We start from the raw sequence: 25,976 nt of genomic DNA, 5'->3' as shown, positions 1-25,976 counted from the left end.
TCAGCCCACGTCGAACGTGGCCGGATCCGGACCCAGCCGCCGGTCCTCGTTCAGCGCGCGGATCGCCGCGAGGTCCTCGTCGTCCAGGCTGAAGTCGAACACCGCGATGTTCTCCTCGATCCGCGACGGCGTCACGGACTTGGGGATCACCACGTTGCCCAGCTGCAGGTGCCAGCGCAGCACGACCTGCGCCGGGGTGCGGCCGTGCTTCCGCGCGATCGCGACGATCGCGGGCACCTCCAGCAGCCCCTTGCCCTGGCCGAGCGGCGACCACGCCTCGGTCGCGATGCCCTGCTCGGCGTGCAGCTCCCGCGACACGCTCTGCTGCAGGTGCGGGTGCAGCTCGATCTGGTTGACCGCCGGCACGACCGAGGTCTCCTCGATCAGCCGGCGCAGGTGCTCGGGGAGGAAGTTGGACACGCCGATGGCCTTGGCGCGGCCGTCGGCGTACAGCTTCTCGAACGCCTTGTAGGTGTCGGTGTACAGGTCACGGGACGGCAGCGGCCAGTGGATCAGGTACAGGTCCACGTAGTCGAGACCCAGCTTCTCCAGCGACGCGTCGAACGCGCGCAGCGTGGAGTCGTACCCCTGGTCGCTGTTCCAGAGCTTGGTGGTGACGAAGACGTCCTCACGGGGCAGGCCGGAAGCCGCGATGGCCTTGCCGGTGCCCTCTTCGTTGCCGTAGATCGCCGCGGTGTCGATGCTGCGGTAGCCGGCCTCGAGCGCCTTGGCAACGGCCCGCTCGGCCTCGTCGTCCGGCACCTGCCAGACGCCGTAGCCCAGCTGGGGCATCTCGACACCGTTGTTCAGGATGATCGGGGGGACCTTGCTGCTCACGAGCTCGTTGATCCTTCGGTTGTCGACAGGTGGTACTCCCATGGTCAATGATCACGGGCCCCGATGTATTCCTGACCGGGCTGTCCGTGCGCTCACGTCCGGTACAGGGCCTCGACCTCGTTCTCGTACGCCTTCTCGATCGCCTTCCGCTTCAGCTTCAGCGACGGCGTCAGCAGGCCGTGCTCCTCGGTGAACGGCTGCGCCAGGATGCGGAAGGTGCGGATCGACTCGGCCTGCGACACGAGCGTGTTGGCGGCCACGACCGCCCGCCGCACCTCCGTCTCCAGGTCCGGGTCGCGCACCAGCTGCGCCGGGCTCAGCCGGGGCTTGCCGCGCATCTGCAGCCAGTGCTCGACGGCCTCCTGGTCCAGGGTGACCAGGGCCGCGACGTAGGGCCGGTCGTTGCCGACGACGATGCACTGGTTGACCAGCGGATGGTCGCGGACCCGCTCCTCCAGGACACCGGGCGAGACGCTCTTGCCCCCGGAGGTCACCAGGATCTCCTTCTTGCGGCCGGTGATCGTCAGGTAGCCGTCCTCGTCCAGGGCACCGAGGTCGCCGGTGGCCAGCCAGCCGTCGTGCAGGGTCGCGTCGGTGGCCTTCTGGTTGTTGAGGTAGCCCTGGAAGACGTTGCCGCCGTGCAGCCAGATCTCCCCGTCGTCCGCGATGTGCACGGTGACCCCCGGGATGGCCTGCCCGACGGTGCCGTAGCGGGTGCGCTCCGGCGGGTTGGCGGTCGCCGCCGCCGTCGACTCGGTCAGCCCGTAGCCCTCGTAGATCTGCACGCCCGCGCCCGCGAAGAACAGCCCCAGCCGGCGGTCCATCGCCGAACCACCGGACATCGCATTCCGTATACGGCCGCCCATCGCCGCCCGGACCTTCGCATACACCAGCTTGTCGAACAGCTGGTGCTGCATCCGCAGGGCCGCCGACGGCCCCGGACCGGTGCCCCACGCCTTGGCCTCGACGGCGTCGGCGTACTTCACGGCGATGTCGACCGCCTTCTCGAACGGCCCCGCCTTGCCCTCCTTCTCCGCCTTGCGACGGGAGGCGTTGAACACCTTCTCGAAGATGTACGGCACCGCCAGGATGAACGTCGGCCGGAACGCCTGCAGGTCGGGCAGCAGGGCCGTGGCGTTCAGCTGCGGCTGGTGGCCGAGCCGCACCCCGCCGCGGATGGTGGCGACCTCCACCATCCGGCCGAAGACGTGCGCCAGCGGCAAAAACAGCAGCGTCGACGCCTCGTCGCCCTTCTTGGAGTGGAACACCGGCTCCCAGCGCTCGATGACGGTGTCCGCCTCGAACATGAAGTTGCCGTGCGAGATCACACAGCCCTTGGGCCGGCCGGTGGTGCCCGAGGTGTAGATGATCGTGGCGACCGACTCGGGAGTGACCGCCTCCCGGTGCCGGTGGACCACCTCGTCGTCCAGGTGCGCGCCCGCGTCGTACAGCTCCCGCACGCAGCCCGAGTCGAGCTGCCACAGCTCCCGCAGCCGCGGCAGCCGGTCGATGACCGTGGCGATCGTCATGGCGTGGTCCTCGTGCTCCACGATCGCCGCGGACACCTCGGCGTCGTACAGCATCCAGAAGCACTGCTCGGCCGACGACGTGGGGTAGATCGGCACCACCTGGGCGCCGATCGTCCACAGGGCGAAGTCGAAGAGGGTCCACTCGTAGCGGGTGCGGGACATGATCGCGACCCGGTCGCCGAAGCGGATGCCCCGGGCCAGCAGGCCCTTGGCCAGCGCGAGCACCTCGTCGCGGAACTCGGCCGAGGTCACGTCCCGCCACTGCCCCGACTCGTCCTTGCGGCCCAGCGCGACGTGCAGGGGATCCCGTTGGGCATGCTCGAACACGGCGTCGGCCAGACCGCCCACCGGCGGTGCCGACGTCGACGGAGGGGTGGTGAACTCGCGCAAACCTCGCTCCCCGTTTCCTCGCTTTTCGGTCACGCCCGTGGTGCTCCGCTCAGCGCCGTGAAAGCTACCCCACCCGTTCGCCGGGCGGGAGGGGTAAGGAAACCGAGCAAACCTCGCCTTCCTCCCGGTCGACGGCCGGAAAATACCCTCACATGCGGAAGGGTCGGACAGAATACTTACGGGTCAGTAAGTTTCGGTGCCGTAATCTCCACCGAATCTGTACGACCCGATTACCGGCCATGGTGCTGTCCGCGCAGGCCGCCCGCCTGCCGCCGCCCCGCGCGCAACCGGTCCCCGCCCGCCAGGATCGCCGACGCCAGCGCGTCCGCCGCGCCCTGCGCCGCACCCGGGCGCCGCCCGTGCACCAGCACGAAATCCACCCTGCCCAACTCGGGCAGCCCGGCGCGCTCCGGCACCCGGAACAGCCCCGGCGGGATCAGCCGCCGCGAGTGCGCCATCACGCCGAGACCGGCGCGCGCGGCGGCGATCAGACCGTTCAGGCTGCCGCTCGTGCACACGATCCGCCACGGCCGCCCCTGCTCCTCCAGCACCTCCAGCGCGCGGGCCCGGGTGATGCCGGGTGGCGGGTACACGATCAACGGCACCGGACGTCCGGCCTCCAGACGCAGGTGCCCGGAACCGATCCACACCAGGTCGTCGCGCCACACCAGCTCACCGCGCGGGTCCTCGGGCCGCCGCTTGGCCAGTACCAGGTCCAGCTTGCCCGCCGCCAGCTGCTCGTGCAGAGTGCCGGACAGCTCCACCGTCAGCTCCAGATCGACCTCCGGATGGTCGTGCCGGAACCCCTCCAGGATCTCCGGCAGGCGGGTGAGCACGAAGTCCTCGGACGCGCCGAAACGCAGCCGGCCCCGCACCCGGGTGCCCGTGAAGAACGCCGTCGCCTGCTCGTGCACCTCCAGCAGCCTGCGGGCGAAGCCCAGCATGGCCTCGCCGTCCTCGGTCAGCTCCACCGCGTGCGTGTCCCGCAGGAACAGCCGGCGGCCGGCCGCGTCCTCCAGCCGGCGCACGTGCTGGCTGACCGTCGACTGGCGCAGACCCAGCCGCCGCGCGGCCTGCGTGAAGCTGAGCGTCTGCGCCACCGCGAGGAACGTGCGCAGGTGCGTGGGGTCGTACACGCCCGCAGCCTAACGCCGCTCATCACGTAGCGCGATGACAGTCAGAGTGGTATGCCCGATTCCCGATCGAGGTGCACGGGTGGACCATGGAGCGGTGGGCGGGCCCGGGGGCCCGGCCGTCCGGACTCGACGGGGCGACCCGACGGACACGAACCCGACGAACAGTGAGTGGAGCACCGTGACACGCCTGCGCTGGCCGAGCTGGATGCCGGTCGACCCCTACATCGTGCTGCTGCTCGGCACCGTGGGCCTCGCGGCGCTCTTCCCGGCCCACGGCACCGGCGCGGACGTGGCCTCCGGCGCGTCCACCGCCGCGATCGCCTTCCTGTTCTTCCTCTACGGCGCCCGCCTCTCCACCCGCGAGGCCATGGACGGCCTGCGGCACTGGCGGCTCCACCTCACCGTCCTGGCCTGCACCTTCCTCGTCTTCCCGGTCCTGGGCCTGGCCGCCCGCGGCCTGGTGCCGGTGGTGCTGACCCAGCCCCTGTACCAGGGGCTGCTCTTCCTGACCCTGGTACCGTCCACCATCCAGTCGTCGATCGCGTTCACCTCGATCGCCCGCGGAAACGTGCCCGCCGCCATCTGCGCCGGCTCCTTCTCCTCCCTGGTCGGCATCCTCGTCACCCCGCTGCTCGCGGCCCTGCTGCTCGGCGGCAGCGGCGGCGGGTTCTCCGCCGACTCCCTCGTCAAGATCGTGCTCCAGCTGCTGGTGCCGTTCCTCGCCGGACAGGTGCTGCGCCGCTGGATCGGCGGCTTCGTCGCCCGGCACAAGAAGGTCCTCGGCCTCGTCGACCGCGGCTCCATCCTGCTCGTCGTCTACACCGCGTTCAGCGAGGGCATGACCCGCGGGATCTGGCACCAGGTCAGCCCCGCCCGGCTCGGCGCGCTGCTCGGCGTCGAGGCCGTCCTGCTGGCCGTCATGCTGGGCCTGACCTGGTACGGCGGCAGGATGCTCGGCTTCCCCCGAGAGGACCGGATCGCCATCCAGTTCGCCGGCTCGAAGAAGTCCCTGGCCTCCGGCCTGCCGATGGCCAGCGTCCTGTTCGCCGCCCACGCCTCCCTGGCCGTGCTGCCGCTGATGCTCTTCCACCAGATGCAGCTCATGGTCTGCGCGGTCATCGCCAAGCGGCGCGCCCGCGACCCGGAGGCGGCCGGGGAACCCGCCGGGCCGGCCGCGGCGTCCCGCACCGCGGCCGGCACCGGCTCCCGCTGAGACCACCCCGCACCCGCTGAGCCGCGTTCCGTCCGGTGGGCGTCAGCCGGTGACCCGGTCCAGCGGGAGCCACAGCACGGTGTCCTTGAGGAACGGCGGCGCCTTCGGGTCGGACAGCTCCTCGTCGGTCAGCGCCCGGTCCCACACGTGCACCTCGTCGATCGCCCCGGTGAAGAAGGCCCGGCTGTCGACACGCTGGCCGATGTGCACCCCGAAAGGCGAGTTACGGCTGACGGAACCCGGTACACCGGCGACGGTCGACCGCATACCGTCGACGGTCAACGACAGCTCGTCGGCCGAGCGGCGCAGCACCAGGCGGTGCCACGCGCCGTCGTTGTACGCGTCGGCGGTGCGCACGTACGCGGTCTGCGGCGCCGCCGCGCCGTCGCGCACCGTGATGAGCCCCTGGAGGCGGTGGTTCGCGGGCTCGCCGCGCACCCAGACCTGTGGCTGGCTGGTACCGACACCGCCCATCCACAGCAGGGGCTGCTCCCCGGTGCCGGCCGTGTACCGGAACCACAGGGACGCGGTGAAGTCCCCGCCGCCCAGCAACAGCCCGGGCCGGTACGGCAGGCGTACGGCGTCGTCGGTGCCGTCGAACTCCAGCGCGCCGCCGGACACGCCGTCCGTCTCCCGGGGACCGCCGAGCACCGCCGCCGGGCGGGCGTGCGGGGCGAGGTCGGCGCTGCGCGGGTCGGGGCCTCGGCGCGGGGCGAGCCAGTCCACCGTGAAGCGGGCGAAGCGGATCTCGTCGCGCGCGTCGACCGCCCCGCCCTCGTACAACAGGCCCACGGTGTCGTGGTCGGCGCGCACCAGGTCGGAGTAGCCGGACCAGTCGGTGGTGACGACCGTGCCGCGGTCCACGCTGTCCCAGGTGCGGCCGCCGTCGTAGGAGGAGCGGATCATCATCGTGCGGCGCCGGTCGGGGTCGGCGGGGCAGGAGAGCAGGATGCGGTCGCCCAGACGCAGCACCGAGCCCTGCACCTGCGGGGCGTAGAGGTCCGGCAGACCGCGGAAGGGCGCGGTGAAGCTGCCGCCGCCGTCCCTGCTGACGGCCTGGGTGCGGTGGCCGAGGTCGGTGCCGTCCTGCTCGCGGCCGCTGACCAGGACCGAGCCGTCGGCGCGCTCGGTGAGGGTCAGCTCGGAGGGCTTCTGCCGGAACGTGCCGTCGGCGGCGACGGGCCAGGAGTCGGTGGCGCCGATCCGCCAGTGACCGCCGTGGTCGTCGCTGACGACGAGCGCGGCGTGGTTGGCGGTGACCCGGCTGCCGTCCCAGGTCTCGGTGTTGACGCCGAAGACCAGCCGGCCCGCGTACCGGCCGTGGGTGAGCTGGACGCCGTGCACCGGACCGGTCGCGTACCAGGAGTTCCAGTCGGCGGGCAGGATCTCGGGGCTCAGGTCGCGCGGCGCCGACCAGGTCACCCCGTCGTCGTCGCTGTACTGCAGGTGCGGGGTGCGGTCGCAGGGAACCGAGCAACTCGCGCTGTCCGTACGTCCGGTGTTGTACGTCTCCGCCAGCCAGATCCGGCCGGTCTCCCGGTCCACGACGGGCGCCGGGTTGCCGTGCGTGTCGCCCGCGCCCTCGTTGACCACCCGCAGCGGGCCCCAGGTGTGGCCGCCGTCCGTGGAGCGCTTCACCACGATGTCGATGTCCGCCGCGTCCCCGCAGTTCAGCACCCGCCCCTCGGCGAACGCCAACAGCGTGCCGTCCGCGGTCCGCACGATCGCCGGGATGCGGAAGCAGGCGTACCCGGGATCCTGGGACGCCTTGAAAAGGGCCTGCTGCTCGAACACGGGCGCGGGCGAGGGCGAGGCATCGCCCGCGCGGGCGTGCGCCGGATGGGTGGAGGCGAGCGGGAGCGCGACCAGCGCCGCCGTGGTGAGGGCGGTGGCCGGCACCGATCTGAGACGGGCGCGAAGACCTGACGGCATGGAACGACCTGCCCTTCGTCGGCCGGACATCCGGACGTCCGGACATCCCACGTCTGATGTCCGTTCTCATGACGGTAGTTGCGGCCCCGCCGCCCCACAAGCAGCGTGCACCGCATGAAGCGCGCCGGATCAGGGGACCTCGTCACCCGCTGAGAAATGGCCGCCCGCCGGGCCGACGGCGAACCGCTCGCACCCCTGACGGCCGCCGAACGCGATCAGTTCACACGCCTGTTGATCCGGATTTCCGCCACGGACGGCTGGCGGCGGCTAACGTTCCGTCATGACCGCAGCTCCCGTGCTCGATCCGCAGCGCACCGCCCTCGTCCTCGTCGACCTGATGGACCGCATCGTCGCGCTGCCCCTGGAACCCCGCAAGGGCACCGACGTACTGGCCACCGCCGAGCACCTCGCGGCCGCCTTCCGCGGCGCCGGCGCCCCCGTCGTCCTCATCCGGGTCGAACGCCCCTCGGTCCCCGAACAGCCGCCCGGCAGCGGGCTGGTGGCGGGGCTGCGCCGGGAGGGCGACCTGGAGGTGGTCAAGCGCACCATCGGCGGCTTCCAGGGCACGGAACTCGACGAACGGCTGCGTGAACGCGGCATCCGCACCCTCGTCTTCGGCGGCATCGCCACCAACCTCGGAGTCGAGTCCACCGCCCGCGCCGCCGCCGACCTCGGCTACGACCTGGTCTTCGTCGAGGACGCCATGGCCGCCCTCACCGCCCCCGAGCACGAGGCGTCCGTCCGGCTGGACTTCCCCCGGCTGGGCACCGTGGTGAGCGCGGCGGACCTCACCTTCGCCCGCGACTGAGCCCGGGCCGGGCACGGCGGGGTCGCGCCGGCGCAGGGGGCGCTTGGGCGCTCCCCGCCGCCCGGTACCCCCGCCGCCGTACTGCCGTACTGCCGTACTGCCGTACTGCCGTGCCGCTGTGCCGCTGTGCCGCTGTGCGTCCTTGAGCGGGCCCGTCAGCCCCGGGCAGCCGCGGCCGGCAGGGCGACGCGGTTCTCACCCGCGTACACGTTCATCGAGCTGCCCCGCAGGAACCCCACCAGGGTCAGCCCGGTCTCGGCGGCCAGGTCCACCGCGAGCGAGGACGGCGCCGACACCGCCGCCAGCACCGGGATCCCCGCCATCACCGCCTTCTGCGCCAGCTCGAACGACGCCCGCCCCGACACCAGCAGCAGCGTCCGCGACAACGGCAGGTCGCCGTTCTGCAGCGCCCGCCCGACCAGCTTGTCGACCGCGTTGTGCCGGCCGACGTCCTCCCGTATGTCCAGCAGCTCACCGTCCTCGGTGAACAGCGCGGCCGCGTGCAGACCACCGGTGCGGTCGAACACCCGCTGCGCCGCCCGCAACCGGTCCGGCAGGCTCGCCAGCAGCTCCGGGGTCACCCGGACCGGGGGAGTGTCCGCGATCGGCCAGCGCGCGGTCGTGCGCACGGCGTCCAGACTGGCCTTCCCGCACAGCCCGCACGACGACGTCGTGTACACGTTCCGCTCCAGCGTGAACTCCGGCAGCGCCACACCCGGGGCGGTCTTCACGTCCACCACGTTGTACGTGTTCACACCGTCGGCGGTCGCCCCGGCGCAGTAGACGATGTTCTGCAGATCGTCGACGGTCGCCAGCACACCCTCGCTCACCAGGAACCCCGCCGCCAGCGCGAAGTCGTCACCCGGGGTCCGCATGGTGATCGCGAGGGACTTGCCGTTCAGCCGGATCTCCAGCGGCTCCTCGGCGACGAGCGTGTCCGGCCGGCTGGACACCGCCCCGTCCCGGATCCGGAGGACCTTGCGTCGTTCCGTGACTCGTCCCATGTCCTGATCAGCCCCGGTTCTGTACGTGCTGGCGGCCGAAACGGCCCTTGATACGGAGATTGCCGTGGGCCACCGTGCCGACCGTGCCGTCGTGCGGCGAGGTGACCTCGACGATCTCATTGTCCTGCACAGGCAGCGTGAGGCCGCGGCCCGCTCACGGGCGGCCGGACTCTGCGGAAGCCGACAACTCGGGCGCCCGTTTCCTGTGACTTCACCTGCCGTCGTACCCGTGAGTCATTGATCAGACTGGTGGATCCCGCTACCCACGGCAACGAGGGGGACCCCCGCCATGAACGGCTCGCGCATCGCCGCCATCGGTCACTACCAGCCCGCCAGGGTGCTCACCAACGAGGACCTGGCGGGCATGGTCGACACCAGCGACGAGTGGATCCGCAGCCGCGTGGGCATCCGCACCCGGCACATCGCCGGCGCCGACGAACCGGTCGACGAACTCGCCGCGCACGCCGCAGGCAAGGCCCTCGCCGCGGCCGGCCTCGCCCCGGACGACATCGACCTGGTCCTCGTGGCCACCTCCACCGCCATCGACCGGTCGCCGAACACCGCCGCCCGCGTCGCGGCCCGGCTCGGCATCCCGAGCCCGGCCGCCATGGACGTCAACGTCGTCTGCGCCGGCTTCACCCACGCCCTCGCCACCGCCGACCACACGATCCGGGCGGGCGCGGCGACCCGGGCCCTGGTCATCGGCGCCGACAAGATGTCCGAGGTCGCCGACTGGAGCGACCGCAGCACCTGCGTCCTGGTCGGCGACGGCGCGGGGGCCGCCGTGGTCGAGGCGTGCGAGCCGGGCCGGGAACCCGGGATCGGTCCGGTGCTGTGGGGATCGGTGCCGGAGATGGGCCACGCCGTGCGCATCGAGGGCACCCCGCCCCGGTTCGCGCAGGAGGGGCAGAGCGTGTACCGCTGGGCCACCACCCAGCTGCCGCCCCTCGCCCGCAGCGCCTGCGAGAAGGCCGGCATCGCCCCCGCCGACCTGGCCGGGGTCGTCCTGCACCAGGCCAACCTCCGCATCATCGAACCGCTCGCGCAGAAGATCGGCGCCGTCAACGCCGTGATCGCCCGCGATGTCACCGAATCGGGCAACACCTCCGCCGCCAGCATTCCCCTCGCCCTGTCCAAGTTGCTGGAGCAGGGCGCGGTCCGCGGCGGCGATCCGGTCCTGCTGTTCGGTTTCGGCGGGAACCTCTCGTACGCCGGACAGGTCGTACGGTGCCCGTGAGGCCGACCGCGGGGACGCTCGGGAGGACGTGACGCGCCCGCCCCCCTTCGTCCGGCTTCTGCGCACCGCAGTTGTGCACCGCAGACTGTAGACAAAAGACAATCCACAGTGGGCAGTCCACCGTGTGCCGCATACGACCTGCCGCGCACACGACCCGCCGCGCACGGCACGCCGCAGACGACCTTCTGCGCACGGCGCGCCGCGTACGGCACCTGCCCAGGAGGGGGAACGCGATGCTGTCGACCGGACTGCCGCAGGGAGCCGTGCCCAAGCTGGAGCGGCCCGGCCCCCTGCGCGACCGCGTGTACGAGGCGCTGCTCGAGCTGATCACCACCCGCGCCCTGCGGCCCGGCCAACACCTGGTCGAGAGCGAACTCGCCGGCCACCTCGGCGTGTCCCGGCAGCCGGTGCGGGAGGCCCTGCAACGGCTGAACACCGAGGGCTGGGTCGACCTGCGCCCCGCCCAGGGCGCGTACGTCCACGTGCCCACCCCCGAGGAGGCCGACCAGCTCCTCACCGTCCGCACCCTCCTGGAGGCCGAGGCGGCCCGGCTCGCGGCACTGAACGCCGGCACGGCAGGCCTCCACACCCTCCAGGACATCGTGCGGCAGGGCTGGGTGGCCGTCGCCGAGGACGATGTGCACCGCGCCGTCGCCCTGAACGCCGCCTTCCACGGCAAGATCATGGAAATGGCCGGCAACAGGGTCCTGGCCGGACTCGCGGCCCAGGTCGACCGCCGCGTCCGCTGGTACTACGCGCCGGTGGCGGGGCAGCGCGGCGGCACCGCCTGGCAGGAGCACCAGGACCTCGTCCAGGCCCTCACCGACCACGACGACCAGGGCGCGGCCCGCCTGATGCGCGAACACACCGAGCTCACCCGGCAGGCGTACCACAAGCACCACGAGACCGACGGGGCCTGCCCGACGCCACTCGTGGGTCGATCCGCCGTGAGGCAGTGACTTCACTCATAGTCCGCGTCCGGTGACTGTCGGCTCACCCGCCCTGTCGGTAACTTCTCCGTTCACGCCGCGCTTCCCGCCCGGGCCGTCCGGCGCGCACCGATGCCGGCCCTCCCGGCCCTCCCGCGCAGCCCTTCCCGCACCTTTCTCTCGACCGTGCACCGAGAGCGGAGCAACCGAATGGCACCCACCCTCACCGCGTCCCCCCTCACCCGCAAAGCGGGCACGTCCTGGCCCGAGGCATGGCAGCGCTGCCTGGCCGCCGCACCCGAGGCCTTCCGGGACGACCGCGTCCTCAACCTCTGGAACGCCGGCTGGCACGCGGACGGCCGGGCCCTGCCCGCCACCAGCCCGGTGGACGGCACCCCCATAGCGGGCCCGCCCCGGCTGGACCGGGCCGTCGCCCGGCAGGCCGTACGGGCGGCGCTCGACCAGCACCGCGCCTGGCGGCACGTCCCGCCGGCCGAGCGCCGGGCGCGGGTCGCCGCCACGCTCGACGCGCTCGCCGCGCACCGCGACCTCCTGGCCCTGCTGCTCGTCTGGGAGATCGGCAAGCCGTGGCGGCTCGCCCGGGCGGACGTCGACCGGGCCGTCGACGGCGTCCGCTGGTACGTCGACGGCATCGAACCCATGATCGCCGGCCGGGCCCCGCTGGACGGGCCCGTGTCCAACATCGCGAGCTGGAACTACCCGATGAGCGTCCTCGTCCACGCCCTGCTGGTGCAGGTGCTCGCGGGCAACGCGGTCATCGCCAAGACCCCCACCGACGGCGGCGTCGCCTGCCTCACCCTGGCCTGCGCCCTGGCGGCCCGCGAGGGACTGCCCGTCACCCTCGTCAGCGGCAGCGGCGGAGAGCTGTCCCAGGCGCTGGTGCGGGCGCCCGAGATCGGCTGCGTCTCCTTCGTCGGCGGCCGTGACACCGGCGCCGCGGTCGCCACCGCCGTGACCGACCTCGGCAAGCGGCACGTACTGGAACAGGAGGGCCTGAACACCTGGGGCCTCTGGAACCACTCGGACTGGGACACGTTCGCCGCGCTCGTGCCCAAGCTCTTCGACTACGGCAAACAGCGCTGCACCGCCTACCCGCGCTTCGTGGTCCAGCGCGACCTGTTCGACGCGTTCCTCGCGGCCTACCTGCCGGCGGTCCGCGCGCTGCGCGTCGGCCACCCCCTGGCGGTCGAGCACCCGGACGACCCCTACCCGGACCTGGACCTCGGCCCGGTCATCAACGCGGCCAAGGCGAAGGAACTGCGCGACCAGGTCACGGAGGCCGTCGACCGCGGCGCCGTCCCCCTCTTCCGCGGCGATCCGGCCACCGCCCGCTTCCTGCCCGGCCAGGACACCTCCGCCTACGTCCAGCCCGTCACCCTCCTCGACCCGCCCCGCTCCTCACCGCTCCACCACGCGGAACCCTTCGGCCCCGTCGACACCGTGGTCCTGGTCGACACCGAGGCGGAACTGCTCGCCGCCATGAACGCCTCCAACGGCGCCCTGGTCGCCACCCTCTCCACGGACGACCGGGCCACGTTCGAACGACTGGCCCCGCAGATCCGCGCCTTCAAGGTCGGCCACGGCAGGCCCCGCTCCCGCGGCGACCGCGACGAACTCTTCGGCGGCTTCGGCGCCTCCTGGCGCGGCGCCTTCGTCGGCGGGGAACTCCTCGTACGGGCCGTCACCCAGGGCCCGGCGGGGGAGCGACTCCCCGGCAACTTCCCCGAGTACCAGCTCATGCCCTGACCCGCGCACACCGTGGCCGTACGATCACCGACCGTACGGCCGCCCGCGGGGCGCGGTCAGCGCCCCGGCCCCCGCCCACCGCACGGAATACGCAGGTGAAACGCACTCCGAAACCTTGGTATTGTTGTCCATGTCGCCGCGGGGAACATCCCGTGAGGCGACAGACACCTGGTCCGGGTGGCGGAATGGCAGACGCGCTAGCTTGAGGTGCTAGTGCCCTTTATCGGGCGTGGGGGTTCAAGTCCCCCCTCGGACACCAGTGAAGACCCCAGTTCATCTGGGGTCTTTTTTCTGTTTCACCACGGGCATCCACCGCGGGCGGCGGCCGACAGGGTGTCGGCCGCCGCCCGGCGGAAGGTGCGCGGGTTCGTCCGCGTGGAGTGACGTGGCGTCAGCCGGCCGCGCTGCCCGAGACCCACTCGCTCCACGGCATGTTCCAGTCGCTGAGGCCGTTGCCCGGGGCCAGCTTGGTCTTGTCCTGGGAGTTCTTGATGATCACGACGTCACCGACCATCGAGTTGTCGAAGAACCACGCGGCGGGCGTCCTGCTGTCACCGCCGCCCCTCACGTCCTTCAGGCCCACGCAGCCGTGGCTGGTGTTGACCTTGCCGAAGACCGCGTCGGAGCCCCAGTAGTTGCCGTGGATGAAGGTGCCCGAGTCGGTCAGGCGCATGGCGTGCGGCACGGCCTTGATGTCGTACGAGGGCTTGCCGTCCTTCTCCGTGAGGCCGACGGTCGCACCGTTCATGTGGACCTGCCGGAACTTCTCGGAGATGACCATCCGGCCGTTGTACGTCGGGTGCTCGGCGCTGCCGGACGAGATCGGGATGGTCTTGATCTTCTTGCCGTCCCGCACGACCGTCATCTGCTTCGTCTTGGCGTCGACGGTGCTGATCTGGCTCCGCCCGATCTTGAACGTGACCGTCTTCTGGACGCCGTCGCTGCTGAGCGTGACGGTGACCGTGGAGCCGGGCTTCCAGTAGTTCTGCGGGCGGAAGTCCAGGCGGTGATCGCCGAACCAGTGGCCGACGACCTGCTGGCCGCTGCTGGAGCTGACCTTGATCGCCGACTGCACGGCCGCCTTGTCGCTGACCGCCTTGCCGAAGTCGACCGTCACCGGCATGCCCACACCGACGGTCGAGCCGTTCTCGGGGGACAGGTGCCCGATGAAGTTGTTGGCCGGGGAGACCGTGGAGATCGTGGCGTTCTCGGTGACGGTACGGCCCTGGGCGTCCACGGCCTCCGAGGCGACCTGGTACTTCGTGGCCCGCGCCAGCGGACCCGTCGACTTCCAGGACGTGCCGTCCGCGGACAGGGTGCCCGCGACCTCGGTACCGGACGCGACGGCGGTCACGGTCACCTTGGTGAGCTTGCCGTCGCTGACGGTGACCACGACGGGGTGGTCGACCGCGACGTTGTAGGAGCCCGACCCGGGAGTGATCTTTATTCGGGCGTCGGAAGCGGCCTGGGCGCCCGCCTGATCGCTCTGCGTCATCGCCTGCGCCTGCCCGGCTGCCGTCGAAGCGGGCGCCGGCGTCTGTGCGGGTGCGGTCGACTGCGTCGGTGCCTGCGACGCCGACCGGGTTCCGCTGTCGTTGCCGCCGGTCGCGGCGTAGCCGGTGCCGCCGAGGGCCGTGAGGGCGAGTGCACCGCCGATTACGCCGGCCGTGGCCATCAGCCCGGTGCGTCGGTTACGTGCCGTGATCAAACGCTTCTCCCATGCCACTGGTCGTTGAATCCGTGGAGCCGATCACGGGAGTGCAACCGGCCGCAAAGAGCCATTTTTATTCATTCATCCGCCGAAACGGACAAACTGTGGCGGATTCCACGTACAGGGAGAGGTGGCTCAGCGGTCACGCAGTGTGGTCTTCTCGGGCGGCTCGCCCGCCCTGCCGCAGCGGTCGCAGGACCGCCTCGCCCGCGCGCACGAGTGCGGACAGCTGCTCTCCGGCCCAGCGGCCGAGGTCCCGTGCGGGTGCGGCGTCCAGTTCGATGGTCACCTTCACGTAGCGGGTGTCCAGTGGCGTGACCCTGGTCGGGGCGGAAGGGGTCGAAGCGGCGGCCGTCGAAGCCGCGGGAGACGTGGAGGCCGCAGGGGCCGTGGTCTCCGGTCGCCGCCGCAGCGCGGCGCGGTAGGTGTCCTTGCGCTGGTTCATGCCGCGTCCTGACGGTTGACGAGTTCCTCGGCGAGGTCCATGTACGCGGTGCCCTTCACCTCTACGGGACTGCCGAAGGACTGGGAGTACAGGTCGAGCCGGGGGATGTGCGTGGACAGCACGTCGAAACCCCGCTCGGTGAGGGCTTCGCGGGCGTCGGCGTCGGGACCGGTACGGGTGGCGTCCGGACGGTTCGTGCGGTTCAGCAGCACGGCGGCGCGGGCCGGCCGGGAGCGCAGGGACTGCAGGTCGTCCATCTCCCGGTCGATGGGCGCCATCCGGTCCAGCTCGATCGGCGCCGGGGTCACGGGAACGATCCACTCGCTCGCGTACCTCATGACGCCCCGGGCGATCTGCGCGTGGTCCTCCATCTGCGGGGCGTCGAACACCACGGCCCGCCGGTTGTCGAGGAAGTCGTTCACCCGGCGGTGCACGTCACCGACCGGAAGTGCGAGCACGGGAAACGGGAATCCGCCGGCCAGCTCACTCCACCGCAGCGCGGAGGACGCGGGGTCGCTGTCCACGAGCAACGGCGACAGTCCCGTCGCGTGCAGCGCGTGGGCCAGCCAGACGGCGCTGGTCGTCTTTCCCACCCCGGGTTTGAGGTTCACGAACGCATAGCTCAGAGGCACGGGAGCCGACGCTAACGGGCGAGCGCCTGCCGCTTCCGGCGACGCGTGACCGCCGTGTGCGGTTCACCCGGTGGCACCGGTGAATCACGCGGGCGGGCTAATGCGTGACACCGGCGAGGGCCGGCCGTGCGTCCCCTGGCTTCGCGCCGCGTTGACGCCGGAAAATCAGGTGCTCCGGCCGAGCGATCTCTCGTACCGTCGTCGCGTACCGGGCGCCGCCGCGACTTCACGGCGGCGCGCGCCGCTGCACACACCGACACCGAGGGGAGCCGACCGTGCGTGACCGCACCGCCGTCGTCGTCCCCCCGTCACGGTCCGAGGTGATCCTGGTGTCCTCGTCCGTCCGGTGCCCGCTGCGCGGCCGGCACCGGATGCCCTGACGAGTCCCTGACCCGGTTCACCTCCGCGTCCGGCACTCCGCCCTCTTCCTTCCGGCCTCCGCCTCCCGGCGGGCCGGTGAGGGCCGGTCTGTCCTCGTCAGGGTGATCGCGCCGCCCCCCCTCTTTCCTCTGATCATCAGAAAGGCCATGGGCCGTGCGCACGCATGTCAACGACCTCGCGACCGTCCGCAACCTCGGCATCCTCGCCCACGTCGACGCGGGCAAGACCACCGTCACCGAGCGGATCCTCTTCGCGACGGGCACCACCCACAAGCGCGGTGAGGTCCACGACGGCACCACCGTCACCGACTTCGATCCCCAGGAACGCGACCGCGGCATCACCATCTTCGCCGCCGCCGTCAGCTGCGCCTGGGCCGGACACCGCGTCAACCTCATCGACACCCCCGGCCACGTCGACTTCGCCGACGAGGTCGAACGCTCGCTGCGCGTCCTCGACGGGGCCGTCGCCGTCTTCGACGCCGTCGCCGGGGTCGAGCCGCAGAGCGAGTCGGTGTGGCGACAGGCCGACCGGTACGGCGTCCCGAGGATCGCCTTCGTCAACAAACTCGACCGCGCGGGCGCCGACCTCGACCGGGCCGTCGACTCCATCCGCGAACGGCTGCACCCCACCCCGCTCGTCGTACAGCTGCCCATCGGCGCCGAAGGCGACTTCACCGGCGTCGTCGACCTGGTGCGCATGCGCGCGCTGGTGCGGGACGACGACGGCGGCGGCGGTACGACGGTGGAGGCGCCGGTTCCCGAAACGCTCCGGGAGGAGGCCCTGCGCCGGCGCCGGACGCTGGAGGAGGCGGTGGCCGAACTGCATCCTGCCGCCCTGGAGGAGTTCTGCGACCGCGAGACGCTGTCCGCCGCCACCCTGGCCGCCTGCCTGCGCGACCTCACCCGCACCGGCGACGGTGTGGTCGTCCTGTGCGGCTCCGCCTACCGCGACCGCGGCATCGAACCGCTGCTGGACGCGGTGGTGGCCTACCTGCCGTCACCGCTCGACGTACCCGCCGTGCGCGGCGTCCACGAGGGCGCCGAACAGCGGCGGGCCGCCGACCCGGAGGCGCCGTTCGCCGCGCTCGCGTTCAAGGTGAACACGAGCGGCACCGGGCGCCTGACCTGCGTGCGCGTCTACTCGGGCACGATCGGGAAAGGAGACACCGTGTGGGACCCCGGCACCGGGCGCACCGAGCGGGTGGCACGGATCATCCGCCTCATGGCGGACCGGCACGTCCAGCTGGACCGGGCGGTCGCCGGTGACATCGTCGCGCTGGCGGGACTGAAGGGCGCGCGGGCCGGTTCCACCCTGTGCGACCCGGGCGCCCCGCTGCTCCTGGAACGCCCCGTGGTCGCCGAACCCGTGGTGTCCGTGGCCGTCGAGGCGCGCCGCGCCACCGACAGCGGCCGACTGGCGACGGCGCTGGCGCGGCTCGCCGAGGAGGACCCCTCACTGGTCGTCCGCACCGACGGCGAGACGGGGCAGACGGTGTTGTCCGGGATGGGTGAACTGCACCTGGAGGTGGCCGTGGAGAAGATCCGGCGCGACGGCGGGCCCGAGGTGAGTGTGGGCCGGCCACGGGTCGCGCATCGCGAGACCGTCGTGCGCGGAGTCGGCGGCCTGGTGTTCCGGCACGTCAAACAGGACGGTGGGGCGGGGCAGTTCGCCCATGTCGTCCTGGACGTGGAGCCGCTCACGGGCGAACCGGGCGCGACAGGCTTCGAGTTCCGGTCCACGGTGGTCGGCGGACGGGTGCCGCAGGAGTACGTGCGCGCGGTGGAGGCCGGCTGCCGGGACGCCCTGTCCGACGGTCCGCTCGGCGGCCACCCGGTGACCGGGCTGCGGGTCACGCTGACCGACGGCTCGACCCATGTGAAGGACTCCTGCGACACAGCCTTCCGCACCGCCGGGCGGCTCGGCCTGCGCGAGGCGCTGCGCGCCTGCGCGATGGCCCTGCTGGAACCGGTGGCCGAGGTCACGGTCACCGTGCCCGAGGACGCGGTCGGCGGAGTGCTCGGCGACCTGGCCGCCCGGCGCGGCCGGATCACCGGCTCCGAGAGCCGGGGCGGTGCGGCGGTCCTGACCGCCACCGTGCCGCTGGCCGAACTCTTCGGCTACGCGACCCGGTTGCGTAGCCGCACGCAGGGCCGCGGCACGTTCACCACCCGCCCGGCCGGCTACGCACCGGCGCCGCAGGCGCCGCCGCAGCCGCAGTCGCGGTCGCACCCGGCCGCGGCCCGGTAGGCGTCGTAGCGGCGTCGGTATACAGGCCGCGGGCTTCCGCAGACGGTATGCGGTCGGCGGTATACCGTCTGCGGTCCGCACCACGCACCGGCAGTACGCGTGGTGCGGACCGTCAGTCGACCCGACCGCGGCGGACCCCGCTTCCCCCATCGCCCCGCCCCAGCCGACGCCACCGAATCACCCTCCCCGGGCGATGCGGACCCTCCATGCACCGGATGAGGTGGAAGGCGGACACCACCGGCCCGGCTGCCCGGAAGGCGTGAGGCGAAGATGACCGAGGAAATCACCGGCGCGAGCGGCATGGCCGCCCTCGCCGAGGCAGACGCTCCCGTGTTCGAGACGCTCGTCCACATGACCCTGGACACCTTCGAGCGGTCCGGACTCGACCCCGAGACCTATCTGCTCGCCCGTATCGCCGCCCTGGTGGCCCTGGACGCGGCGCCGGCCTCCTACCTGCTCAACATCGGCACGGCGGAGCAGCTCGGGGTGCCGTTCGAGAAGGTCCAGGGCACGCTCGTGGCGATCGCACCGGTCGTCGGCAGTGCCCGGGTGGTGTCAGCGGCACGGAACATCGGGGTCGCGTTCGACCTGGACCTGGCCGGGGCGGACGAGGCATGACGCGCCGCGCGGAACCGGCAGGGAGGGCGTGAGCCATGTGCCGCTGGCTGGCCTACTCGGGCACACCCCTGATCCTCGAAGAGGTCCTGTACCGGCCGAAACACTCGCTGATCGACCAGAGCCTGCACGCGCGGATGGGCGTGGAGACGACCAACGGCGACGGCTTCGGAATCGGCTGGTACGCGACGCACGCGCGTACCCCGGCCGTCTTCCACGACGTCGGCCCGGCCTGGAGCAACCGCAACCTCCAGGAGATCGCCGGGCACGTCCGCGCACCCCTGTTCTTCGCCCATGTCCGGGCCTCGACCGGTACGGCGGTGCAGCAGACCAACTGCCATCCGTTCCGCCACGACCGCTGGATGTGGATGCACAACGGCGCGATCGCCGGCTTCCACCAGCTGCGCCGGTCGCTCCTCCTCGGCGTCGACCCGGCGCTCTTCTCGTCGATCGAGGGCACCACCGACTCCGAGACGATGTTCTACCTGGCGCTGACGTTCGGGCTCGACGAGGACCCGCCCGGCGCGGTGGCCCGGATGGTGGGCTTCGTCGAGCGGGTCGCGGACGAACACGCGGTGCCCGCCCCGATGCAGATGACGATCGCGGTGGCCAACGGGGAGAGGTTGTGGGTGTTCCGCTACGCCAGCGAGGGCACACCGAGGTCGCTGTACTACAGCCGCAGAGTGGACGACCTGAGGGCGCTGCATCCCGACACCGACTTCCTGAAGGACGTCTCCGACGAGACCCGCCTGGTGGTCTCGGAACCACTGGGCGACCTTCCCGGCGCCTGGAACGAGGTACCGGCGAACACGTACGGCGTGGTGGAGCCGGGCCGCGACCTCCTCGAGGAGTTCCGACCCGAACTGCCCTGACTGCCGGTCGACCTGATCACGTGTGACAGCCTCGCCAGTCGCCAGTCGCCAGTCGCCAGTCGCCAGTCGCCAGTCGCCAGTCACACCAACCTCCCGTCCAGCGCCGTCCGCCAGGCAGGCGACGGCACGCTCCGGTTCGCCGGCCGGGGGCGGCTGCCGCCGCGGGCGAAGAAGGCGGCGAGGGGGAGGACCGCCGCGCCGACGGTGACGGCGTCCGGTCCGAGGCGGCCGAGTTCGATGCCGACCCGGCCCGCGGGGAAGCGCAGGGCGTGCGCGAGGGCGTGGGCGCGGACCTCGTCCAGGAAGGAGCCGCCGAGCTGGAGGCCCGCCCAGCCGCCGATCAGGACGCGTTCGGGCTGGAAGAGGTTGATCAGGTCGGAGAGGCCGGCGCCCAGGTACTCGGCGGTCTCGGCGAGGACGGCGGCGGCCACCGGGTCGGGGTCGCGGCCGGCCGCGGGGCGGGCGGCGGCGAGCAGTTCGGTGAGGGCGGTCTCCTCCCCGGCGCCGGCGGACGGGCGGCCGCCCGCCTCGCGCCAGCGGGCCACCAGCGCCTCCGCGCCCGCGTAGGCCTCCAGGCAGCCGAGGGCGCCGCACCGGCAGCGGCGGCCGCCGACGCGTACCGTCAGGTGCCCCCATTCCACCGCCCGCCCCTGGGCGGCCTCCTCGGTGACGACGCAGGCGCCGACGCCGGAGCCGAACAGGACGACGACGGCGTTGCGGGCTCCGCGTCCGCCGCCGAACCACATCTCGGCCTGGCCGAGCGTCTTGGCACCGTTGTCGATGAAGTAGGGCACCTCGTCGGGGAGTTGGCCGCCTCGGCGCAGCAGTCGTTCGAGCGGTACGGCGTCCCAGCCGATCGTCTGGCCGTGGACGACGGCGCCTTCCTCCCCGGTGTCCTCGATGATGCCGGGGACGCCGATGCCTACGCCGAGCAGGTCGCCCGGGTCGAGCCCGGCCGTGCGGAGCACGTCGGCGATGCCTTCGCGCACATGGCCGACGACGGCGTCGACGTCGTACCCGCGTGGCCCCAAGGGGCGTTCGGCGCGGGCGAGTTCGGTGAGGCCGAGGTCCAGCAGCTCGACCCGGACCCGGGTCTCGCCGACGTCGACGCCGATCAGCCGGCCGCTGTCGGGCCGTATGCGCAGCAGCCGGCGCGGCCGGCCGGCGTCGGAGCCGACGCTGCCGGCCTCCTCCACCAGGCCGTCGGCCAGCAGTTCGGCCACGACGTTGCTGACGGAGCCCGAACTCAGCCCGGTCGCCGGGCACAGGGCCTGCCGGCTCATCGGGCCGTCGAAATACAACCGTTGCAGAACGGTGCTCCGGCTCTCCCGCCGCAGGTCACGCACCGTACGGCCGCTCAGCCCTGCCACCCGACCTCCCTGGTTCGCGCGTTTTGGGGGCCCGTCGGGCCGGTCCACGGTGCCGGATCCCTTGACGAGCGTTTCTCTTGAGGTTTAACTCACATCCTAAATTAAGCCATGAGGGGCTTCGGGAGCCGAACGGGGTGTCGGTTCCCGCGACGCGCCCCTCAGGGGACTCGACTCCCGGAAAGGGACACCAGGAGCCATGCGCAGCATCCGAGCCGCGGCCGTAGGCGCCGTCACCATGTCTCTCGCCCTCGCGGCTACGGCCTGCGGAGGCGGTTCGTCGAGCGGCGGCGGGTCCGACGACTCGCCGAAGACGCTCACCTACTGGGCCTCCAACCAGGGCGCCAGCATCGCGATCGACAAGAAGGTCCTGCAGCCGGAACTCGACAAGTTCCAGAAGCAGACCGGCATCAAGGTCAAGCTGGAGGTCGTGCCCTGGTCCGACCTGCTCAACCGCATCCTCACCGCCACCACCTCCGGCCAGGGCCCGGACGTGCTGAACATCGGCAACACCTGGAGCGCCTCCCTGCAGGCGACCGGCGCGCTGCTGCCGTGGGACGCGAAGAACTTCGACAAGATCGGCGGGAAGGACCGGTTCGTCGACTCGGCGCTCGGCTCGACGGGAGCGCAGGGCAAGGACCCGGCGGCGGTGCCGCTGTACTCGATGGCGTACGCGCTCTACTACAACAAGCAGATCTTCGCCGACGCCGGCATCAGCAAGCCCCCGGCCACCTGGGACGAGCTGATCGCCGACGGCAAGAAGATCAAGGCGAAGGGCAAGAACGTCCTCGGCGCCGAGGGCTCCAACCTCTCTGAGAACATCCACCACGTCTTCGTCTTCGCCAAGCAGCACGGCGCCGACTTCTTCACCGCCGACGGCAAGCCCGACTTCACCAACCCCAAGGTCGTCGACGCGGTCAAGCAGTACGTCGACCTGATGGCCAAGGACAAGGTCATCCCGGCCAACGACGCCGAGTACGCCCAGAACCAGTCGGTCAGCGACTTCGCCAAGGGCAAGCAGGCCATGCTGTTGTGGCAGTCCGCCGCCGCCAACCTCAAGTCGCAGGGCATGAGCGGCGACGCGTACGGCATCGCCCCCGTGCCCGTCCAGTCCGGCGCCCCCGGCACCGGCGCGCAGACCAACTCGATGGTCGCCGGCATCAACATCGCCGTCTTCAAGAACAGCCACAACCTGACCGGCGCCACCAAGTTCGTGAACTTCATGACCAGCGACGCCGAGCAGAAGATCCTCAACACGGCGTACACGTCGATCCCGCCGGTCAAGTCCGCCCAGTCCGACGCGGCGTTCAACACCCCGGCCACCGCGGTCCTCAAGCAGACCCTCGCCACCAGCGCGGCCGCGCTCCCGCAGGTCGCGGCCGAGTCGCAGTTCGAGACGGAGGTCGGCACGGCCGTCAAGGACCTGTTCGCCGACGTCGCCGCCGGCCGCGCGGTGACCACCGACTCCGTCAAGGCGAAGCTGGAGAAGGCCCAGCAGCAGATGCCGGCGGCCTGAGCACCATGACCTCGACCGCTCTCAAGGAGCCGGTCCGCGAGAACTCCCCCGGGGCGGCGCGCGAACTCCGCCGCCGCCCCGGGCGGATCCGCCGCATCGGACTCCCGTACCTGCTGCTCCTGCCCGCCCTGCTCCTCGAACTGCTCGTCCACCTCGTGCCGATGGTCATCGGCATCGTGATGAGCTTCAAAGAGCTCACCCAGCTCTACATCCGCGACTGGGGCAGCGCCCCCTGGTCCGGCCTCGGCAACTACAAGGTGTCGGTGGACTTCGACGCCCCCGTCGGTGAGGCGCTGCTGCACTCCTTCTTCGTCACCGTCGGCTTCACCCTGCTCTCCGTCGGACTGTGCTGGCTGATCGGCACCGCCGCCGCGGTCTTCATGCAGGACACCTTCCGCGGCCGCGGCCTGCTGCGCGCCCTGTTCCTGGTGCCGTACGCGCTGCCCGTCTACGCGGCCGTGATCACCTGGGTGTTCATGTTCCAGCACGACAACGGCCTGGTGAACCACGTCCTGCACGACCAGTTGCACCTCACCGACAAGCCGTCCTTCTGGCTCATCGGCGACAACAGCTTCTACGCGCTGCTCGTCGTGTCGGTGTGGAAGGGCTGGCCGTTCGCCTTTCTCATCGTGACGGCCGGCCTGCAGAACATCCCCAAGGAGCTCTACGAGGCGGCCGCGCTGGACGGCGCCGGGGTGTGGCAGCAGATCCGCCGCATCACGCTGCCGTCGCTGCGCCCCGTCAACCAGGTCCTCATCCTGGTGCTGTTCCTGTGGACGTTCAACGACTTCAACACCCCGTACGTGCTGTTCGGCAGGTCCGCCCCCGAGGCGGCCGACCTGATCTCCGTGCACATCTACCAGGCGTCCTTCGTCACCTGGAACTTCGGCACGGGCTCCGCCATGTCGGTCCTGCTGCTGCTCTTCCTGCTGGTCGTGACGGGCGTGTACCTCCTGTTCACCTCGCGCGGACGGAGGGCCGCCGATGTCTGACCACAGCTCCCCGATGGCGCCGCCGCGTACGTTCACCTGGTCCCGGCGGATCTTCCTGACGCTGCTCACCGGCTTCGTGCTGGTGCCGGTCTACGTGATGGTCTCCAGTTCGCTGAAGCCGCTGGCCGACGTCACGGACAAGTTCCGCTGGCTGCCGAGCGGTCTGACCATCCGGCCGTACATCGACATCTGGTCGACGGTCCCGCTCGCCAAGTACTTCGTGAACTCGCTGATCGTGGCGGGCACGGCCACCGTCTGCTCGGTCGTCATCGCCGTGTTCGCCGCCTACGCCGTCAGCCGCTACGAGTTCCGCGGCAAGCGCGTGTTCACGGTGACCGTGCTGTCCACGCAGATGTTCCCGGGCATCCTCTTCCTGCTCCCGCTGTTCCTGATCTACGTCAACATCGGCAACGCCACCGGCATCGCCCTGTTCGGCTCCCGAGGCGGGCTGATCCTGACGTACCTGACGTTCTCCCTGCCCTTCTCCATCTGGATGCTGATCGGCTACTTCGACTCGGTGCCGCGCGACTTGGACGAGGCGGCGCTGGTGGACGGCTGCGGGCCGCTGAAGGCGCTGTTCAAAATCGTCGTGCCGGCCGCGATCCCCGGCATCGTCGCGGTCGCCGTGTACGCCTTCATGACCGCGTGGGGAGAGGTGCTCTTCGCGTCCGTCATGACCAACGACACCACCCGGACCCTCGCCGTCGGCCTGCAGGGCTACTCGACCCTGAACGACGTCTACTGGAACCAGATCATGGCCGCCTCGCTGGTCGTCAGCGTGCCCGTGGTCGCCGGCTTCCTGCTCCTCCAGCGCTATCTGGTCGCCGGTCTGACGGCGGGCGCCGTCAAATGACCCACACCCCTGATCCCGAAGGGACTTCAGTGTCCGAACGCATCGACCTCGCCGCACTCCCGCACGACTTCCTGTGGGGTACGGCCACAGCGGCGTACCAGATCGAAGGCGCCGTCGCCGAGGACGGCCGTTCACCGTCGATCTGGGACACCTTCTCGCACACCCCCGGCAAGATCGCGAACGACGACAACGGCGACGTCGCCTGCGACCACTACCACCGCTGGCGCGAGGACATCGGCCTGATGCGCCAACTCGGCACCAACGCCTACCGGTTGTCCGTCGCCTGGCCGCGGGTGATCCCCGGCGGCCGGGGCCCGGTCAACGCCAAGGGCCTGGCGTTCTACGACGAGTTGGTGGACGCCCTGCTGGAGGCGGGCATCAGCCCCTCCGTCACGCTGTACCACTGGGACCTGCCCCAGGTGCTCCAGGACCGCGGCGGCTGGCCGGAGCGGGACACCGCCTTCGCGTTCGCCGACTACGCCGCGGTGGTCGCGGACCGCCTCGGCGACCGCGTCAAGCTCTGGACGACCCTCAACGAGCCCTCCTGCTCGGCCTGGATCGGCCACCTCGAAGGCACGATGGCCCCCGGCTGGACCGACCTCACCGCCGCCGTACACGCCTCCTACCACCTGCTCCTCGGCCACGGCCTCGCCGCGGGGGCGATCCGCGCCGCCGTCCCGGACGCCGAGGTCGGCATCGTCAACAACCTCTCCACCGTGCACGCCGCCACCGACCGCCCGGAGGACCTGGCGGCCGCCCGCCGGCACGACGGCCACGTCAACCGCTGGTGGCTGGACCCGGTGCACGGCCGCGGCTTCCCCGCCGACATGGTCGACACCTACGGCGTCGAACTCCCCGAACGGCCGGGCGACCTGGAGACCATCGCGACCCGGCTGGACTGGCTGGGCCTGAACTACTACTTCCCGGCGTACGTCGCCGACGACCCCGACGGCCCCGCGCCCCGCGTGCGCGCCGTGCGCCGCCCGGACGTCCCGCGCACCGGCATGGACTGGGAGATCGACGCGAGCGGCATCGAGACGCTGCTGCTCCGCCTGACCGAGGAGTACGACGCCCGGAAGATCTTCGTCACCGAGAACGGCTCGGCCTACCCCGACGTGGTCCGCCCCGACGGCACCGTCGACGACCGGGAGCGCCAGGACTACCTGGAGCGCCACCTGGCCGCCTGCGCCGCCGCGGCCCGCAAGGGCGCGCCGCTGGCCGGCTACTTCGCCTGGTCGCTGCTGGACAACTTCGAGTGGGCCTACGGCTACGACAAGCGTTTCGGCCTGGTCCACGTCGACTACCGCACCCAGGTGCGCACGATCAAGGGCAGCGGACACCGGTACGCGGACATCGTCCGCGTCCACCGCGGCCAGGCACGCCGGGCCGCCTGAGCCCGGCCCGGACGACCGGTGGGCGCGGGTACGGGAGCCCGCACCCACCGGTCCCTCACCTGTCGGTCGGGCACCCGCCCGACCGGCACGCGATCGACAGACGCTGATCTGTCATGCACGCGCCAATAACTGGAACGGAACGGACGCATCCCCACCCCACTGAGGAGAG

General features: G+C 71.5%; 21 protein-coding genes, 1 tRNA gene and 1 pseudogene. 13 read left to right on the top strand and 10 right to left on the bottom strand.

Annotation, left to right across the window (positions count from 1 at the left end; translation table 11 throughout):
- The 3 genes from PV343_RS08595 to PV343_RS08585 all read right to left on the bottom strand — a co-directional run bounded on the left by PV343_RS08595 (nt 1) and on the right by PV343_RS08585 (nt 3,892).
- Nucleotides 1-837, bottom strand: a complete 837-nt coding sequence (locus PV343_RS08595) for an aldo/keto reductase (RefSeq protein ID WP_319146196.1) — start codon at nt 835-837, stop codon at nt 1-3.
- 92 nt (nt 838-929) lie between these two features.
- Nucleotides 930-2,756 (bottom strand): AMP-dependent synthetase/ligase, encoded by a 1,827-nt coding sequence (locus tag PV343_RS08590; protein ID WP_319146195.1) that lies wholly within the window; start codon nt 2,754-2,756, stop codon nt 930-932.
- Nucleotides 2,757-2,986: 230 nt separating this feature from the next.
- On the bottom strand, nt 2,987-3,892 hold the full coding sequence (locus PV343_RS08585; protein WP_319146194.1) for a LysR substrate-binding domain-containing protein: 906 nt from the start codon (nt 3,890-3,892) through the stop codon (nt 2,987-2,989).
- Between the two features lie 205 nt (nt 3,893-4,097).
- Between PV343_RS08585 and PV343_RS08580 the strand changes: the two genes are divergently transcribed.
- Complete coding sequence (locus PV343_RS08580; RefSeq protein WP_319146286.1) at nt 4,098-5,105, top strand: bile acid:sodium symporter family protein; 1,008 nt, start codon at nt 4,098-4,100, stop codon at nt 5,103-5,105.
- A 42-nt stretch (nt 5,106-5,147) separates the two neighbouring features.
- Here the strand turns inward: PV343_RS08580 and PV343_RS08575 are convergent, their stop codons facing one another.
- On the bottom strand, nt 5,148-7,037 hold the full coding sequence (locus PV343_RS08575; RefSeq protein WP_319146193.1) for a sialidase family protein: 1,890 nt from the start codon (nt 7,035-7,037) through the stop codon (nt 5,148-5,150).
- A 280-nt stretch (nt 7,038-7,317) separates the two neighbouring features.
- Between PV343_RS08575 and PV343_RS08570 the strand changes: the two genes are divergently transcribed.
- Nucleotides 7,318-7,845 carry an isochorismatase family protein gene (locus PV343_RS08570; protein WP_319146192.1) on the top strand — a complete coding sequence of 176 codons (528 nt, stop codon included), beginning with the start codon at nt 7,318-7,320 and terminating at the stop codon, nt 7,843-7,845.
- Between the two features lie 155 nt (nt 7,846-8,000).
- On the opposite strand, the gene fdhD is transcribed toward PV343_RS08570, so the two are convergent.
- Nucleotides 8,001-8,849 carry a formate dehydrogenase accessory sulfurtransferase FdhD gene (gene fdhD / locus PV343_RS08565; protein ID WP_319146191.1) on the bottom strand — a complete coding sequence of 283 codons (849 nt, stop codon included), beginning with the start codon at nt 8,847-8,849 and terminating at the stop codon, nt 8,001-8,003.
- 7 nt (nt 8,850-8,856) lie between these two features.
- Nucleotides 8,857-9,000 (bottom strand): annotated as a pseudogene (locus tag PV343_RS08560) (Fe-S-binding domain-containing protein); the annotation flags it as partial.
- Nucleotides 9,001-9,138: 138 nt separating this feature from the next.
- Between PV343_RS08560 and PV343_RS08555 the strand changes: the two are divergent.
- The 4 genes from PV343_RS08555 to PV343_RS08540 all read left to right on the top strand — a co-directional run bounded on the left by PV343_RS08555 (nt 9,139) and on the right by PV343_RS08540 (nt 13,041).
- Entirely contained in the window at nt 9,139-10,086 is a 948-nt protein-coding gene (locus PV343_RS08555; protein ID WP_319146190.1) for a beta-ketoacyl-ACP synthase III, read from the top strand.
- 233 nt (nt 10,087-10,319) lie between these two features.
- Entirely contained in the window at nt 10,320-11,045 is a 726-nt protein-coding gene (locus tag PV343_RS08550; RefSeq protein WP_319146189.1) for a GntR family transcriptional regulator, read from the top strand.
- 180 nt (nt 11,046-11,225) lie between these two features.
- A complete protein-coding gene (locus PV343_RS08545; protein ID WP_319146188.1) occupies nt 11,226-12,782 on the top strand; it encodes an aldehyde dehydrogenase family protein in 1,557 nt (518 codons plus the stop codon).
- 171 nt (nt 12,783-12,953) lie between these two features.
- Nucleotides 12,954-13,041, top strand: a tRNA-Leu gene (locus PV343_RS08540).
- Between the two features lie 132 nt (nt 13,042-13,173).
- On the opposite strand, the gene PV343_RS08535 is transcribed toward PV343_RS08540, so the two are convergent.
- From PV343_RS08535 to PV343_RS08525, 3 genes are all read right to left on the bottom strand, one after another.
- Nucleotides 13,174-14,490, bottom strand: coding sequence for a L,D-transpeptidase (locus PV343_RS08535; protein ID WP_415923468.1), 1,317 nt, complete (start codon nt 14,488-14,490; stop codon nt 13,174-13,176).
- Between the two features lie 145 nt (nt 14,491-14,635).
- Nucleotides 14,636-14,938, bottom strand: coding sequence for a hypothetical protein (locus PV343_RS08530; protein WP_319146187.1), 303 nt, complete (start codon nt 14,936-14,938; stop codon nt 14,636-14,638).
- On the bottom strand, nt 14,935-15,570 hold the full coding sequence (locus PV343_RS08525; RefSeq protein WP_319146186.1) for a ParA family protein: 636 nt from the start codon (nt 15,568-15,570) through the stop codon (nt 14,935-14,937). The genes PV343_RS08530 and PV343_RS08525 overlap by 4 nt, the downstream gene beginning before the upstream one ends.
- A gap of 534 nt (nt 15,571-16,104) precedes the next feature.
- Between PV343_RS08525 and fusA the strand changes: the two genes are divergently transcribed.
- From fusA to PV343_RS08510, 3 genes are all read left to right on the top strand, one after another.
- Complete coding sequence (gene fusA / locus PV343_RS08520; RefSeq protein ID WP_319146185.1) at nt 16,105-18,198, top strand: elongation factor G; 2,094 nt, start codon at nt 16,105-16,107, stop codon at nt 18,196-18,198.
- Nucleotides 18,199-18,468: 270 nt separating this feature from the next.
- Complete coding sequence (locus PV343_RS08515) at nt 18,469-18,816, top strand: carboxymuconolactone decarboxylase family protein (protein ID WP_319146184.1); 348 nt, start codon at nt 18,469-18,471, stop codon at nt 18,814-18,816.
- A 35-nt stretch (nt 18,817-18,851) separates the two neighbouring features.
- Nucleotides 18,852-19,685 (top strand): class II glutamine amidotransferase, encoded by an 834-nt coding sequence (locus PV343_RS08510; RefSeq protein ID WP_319146183.1) that lies wholly within the window; start codon nt 18,852-18,854, stop codon nt 19,683-19,685.
- 80 nt (nt 19,686-19,765) lie between these two features.
- Here PV343_RS08510 and PV343_RS08505 read toward each other — a convergent pair whose 3' ends face one another.
- Nucleotides 19,766-21,055: an ROK family transcriptional regulator gene (locus PV343_RS08505; protein WP_319146182.1), complete on the bottom strand. Its 1,290-nt coding sequence runs from the start codon at nt 21,053-21,055 to the stop codon at nt 19,766-19,768.
- Between the two features lie 196 nt (nt 21,056-21,251).
- On the opposite strand from PV343_RS08505, the gene PV343_RS08500 reads away from it, so the two are divergent.
- From PV343_RS08500 to PV343_RS08485, 4 genes are read left to right on the top strand one after another with little or no spacing between them, the layout of a single operon-like run.
- The gene (locus PV343_RS08500; protein ID WP_319146181.1) at nt 21,252-22,568 is read left to right on the top strand and encodes a sugar ABC transporter substrate-binding protein; all 1,317 of its coding nucleotides are present in this window, start codon (nt 21,252-21,254) and stop codon (nt 22,566-22,568) included.
- Between the two features lie 5 nt (nt 22,569-22,573).
- Complete coding sequence (locus tag PV343_RS08495) at nt 22,574-23,560, top strand: carbohydrate ABC transporter permease (RefSeq protein ID WP_319146180.1); 987 nt, start codon at nt 22,574-22,576, stop codon at nt 23,558-23,560.
- Nucleotides 23,561-23,573: 13 nt separating this feature from the next.
- Complete coding sequence (locus PV343_RS08490) at nt 23,574-24,413, top strand: carbohydrate ABC transporter permease (protein ID WP_319146284.1); 840 nt, start codon at nt 23,574-23,576, stop codon at nt 24,411-24,413.
- Nucleotides 24,410-25,807 (top strand): GH1 family beta-glucosidase, encoded by a 1,398-nt coding sequence (locus PV343_RS08485; protein ID WP_319146179.1) that lies wholly within the window; start codon nt 24,410-24,412, stop codon nt 25,805-25,807. Before PV343_RS08490 ends, PV343_RS08485 begins: the two co-directional genes overlap by 4 nt.
- Nucleotides 25,808-25,976: the final 169 nt, after the last annotated feature.

It is taken from the genome of Streptomyces sp. WI03-4A (assembly GCF_033792105.1).
Classification (GTDB): domain Bacteria; phylum Actinomycetota; class Actinomycetes; order Streptomycetales; family Streptomycetaceae; genus Streptomyces; species Streptomyces collinus_A.
Note: the sequence above shows the minus strand (reverse complement) of the source record. Positions and strands in the feature narration are given on the sequence as shown.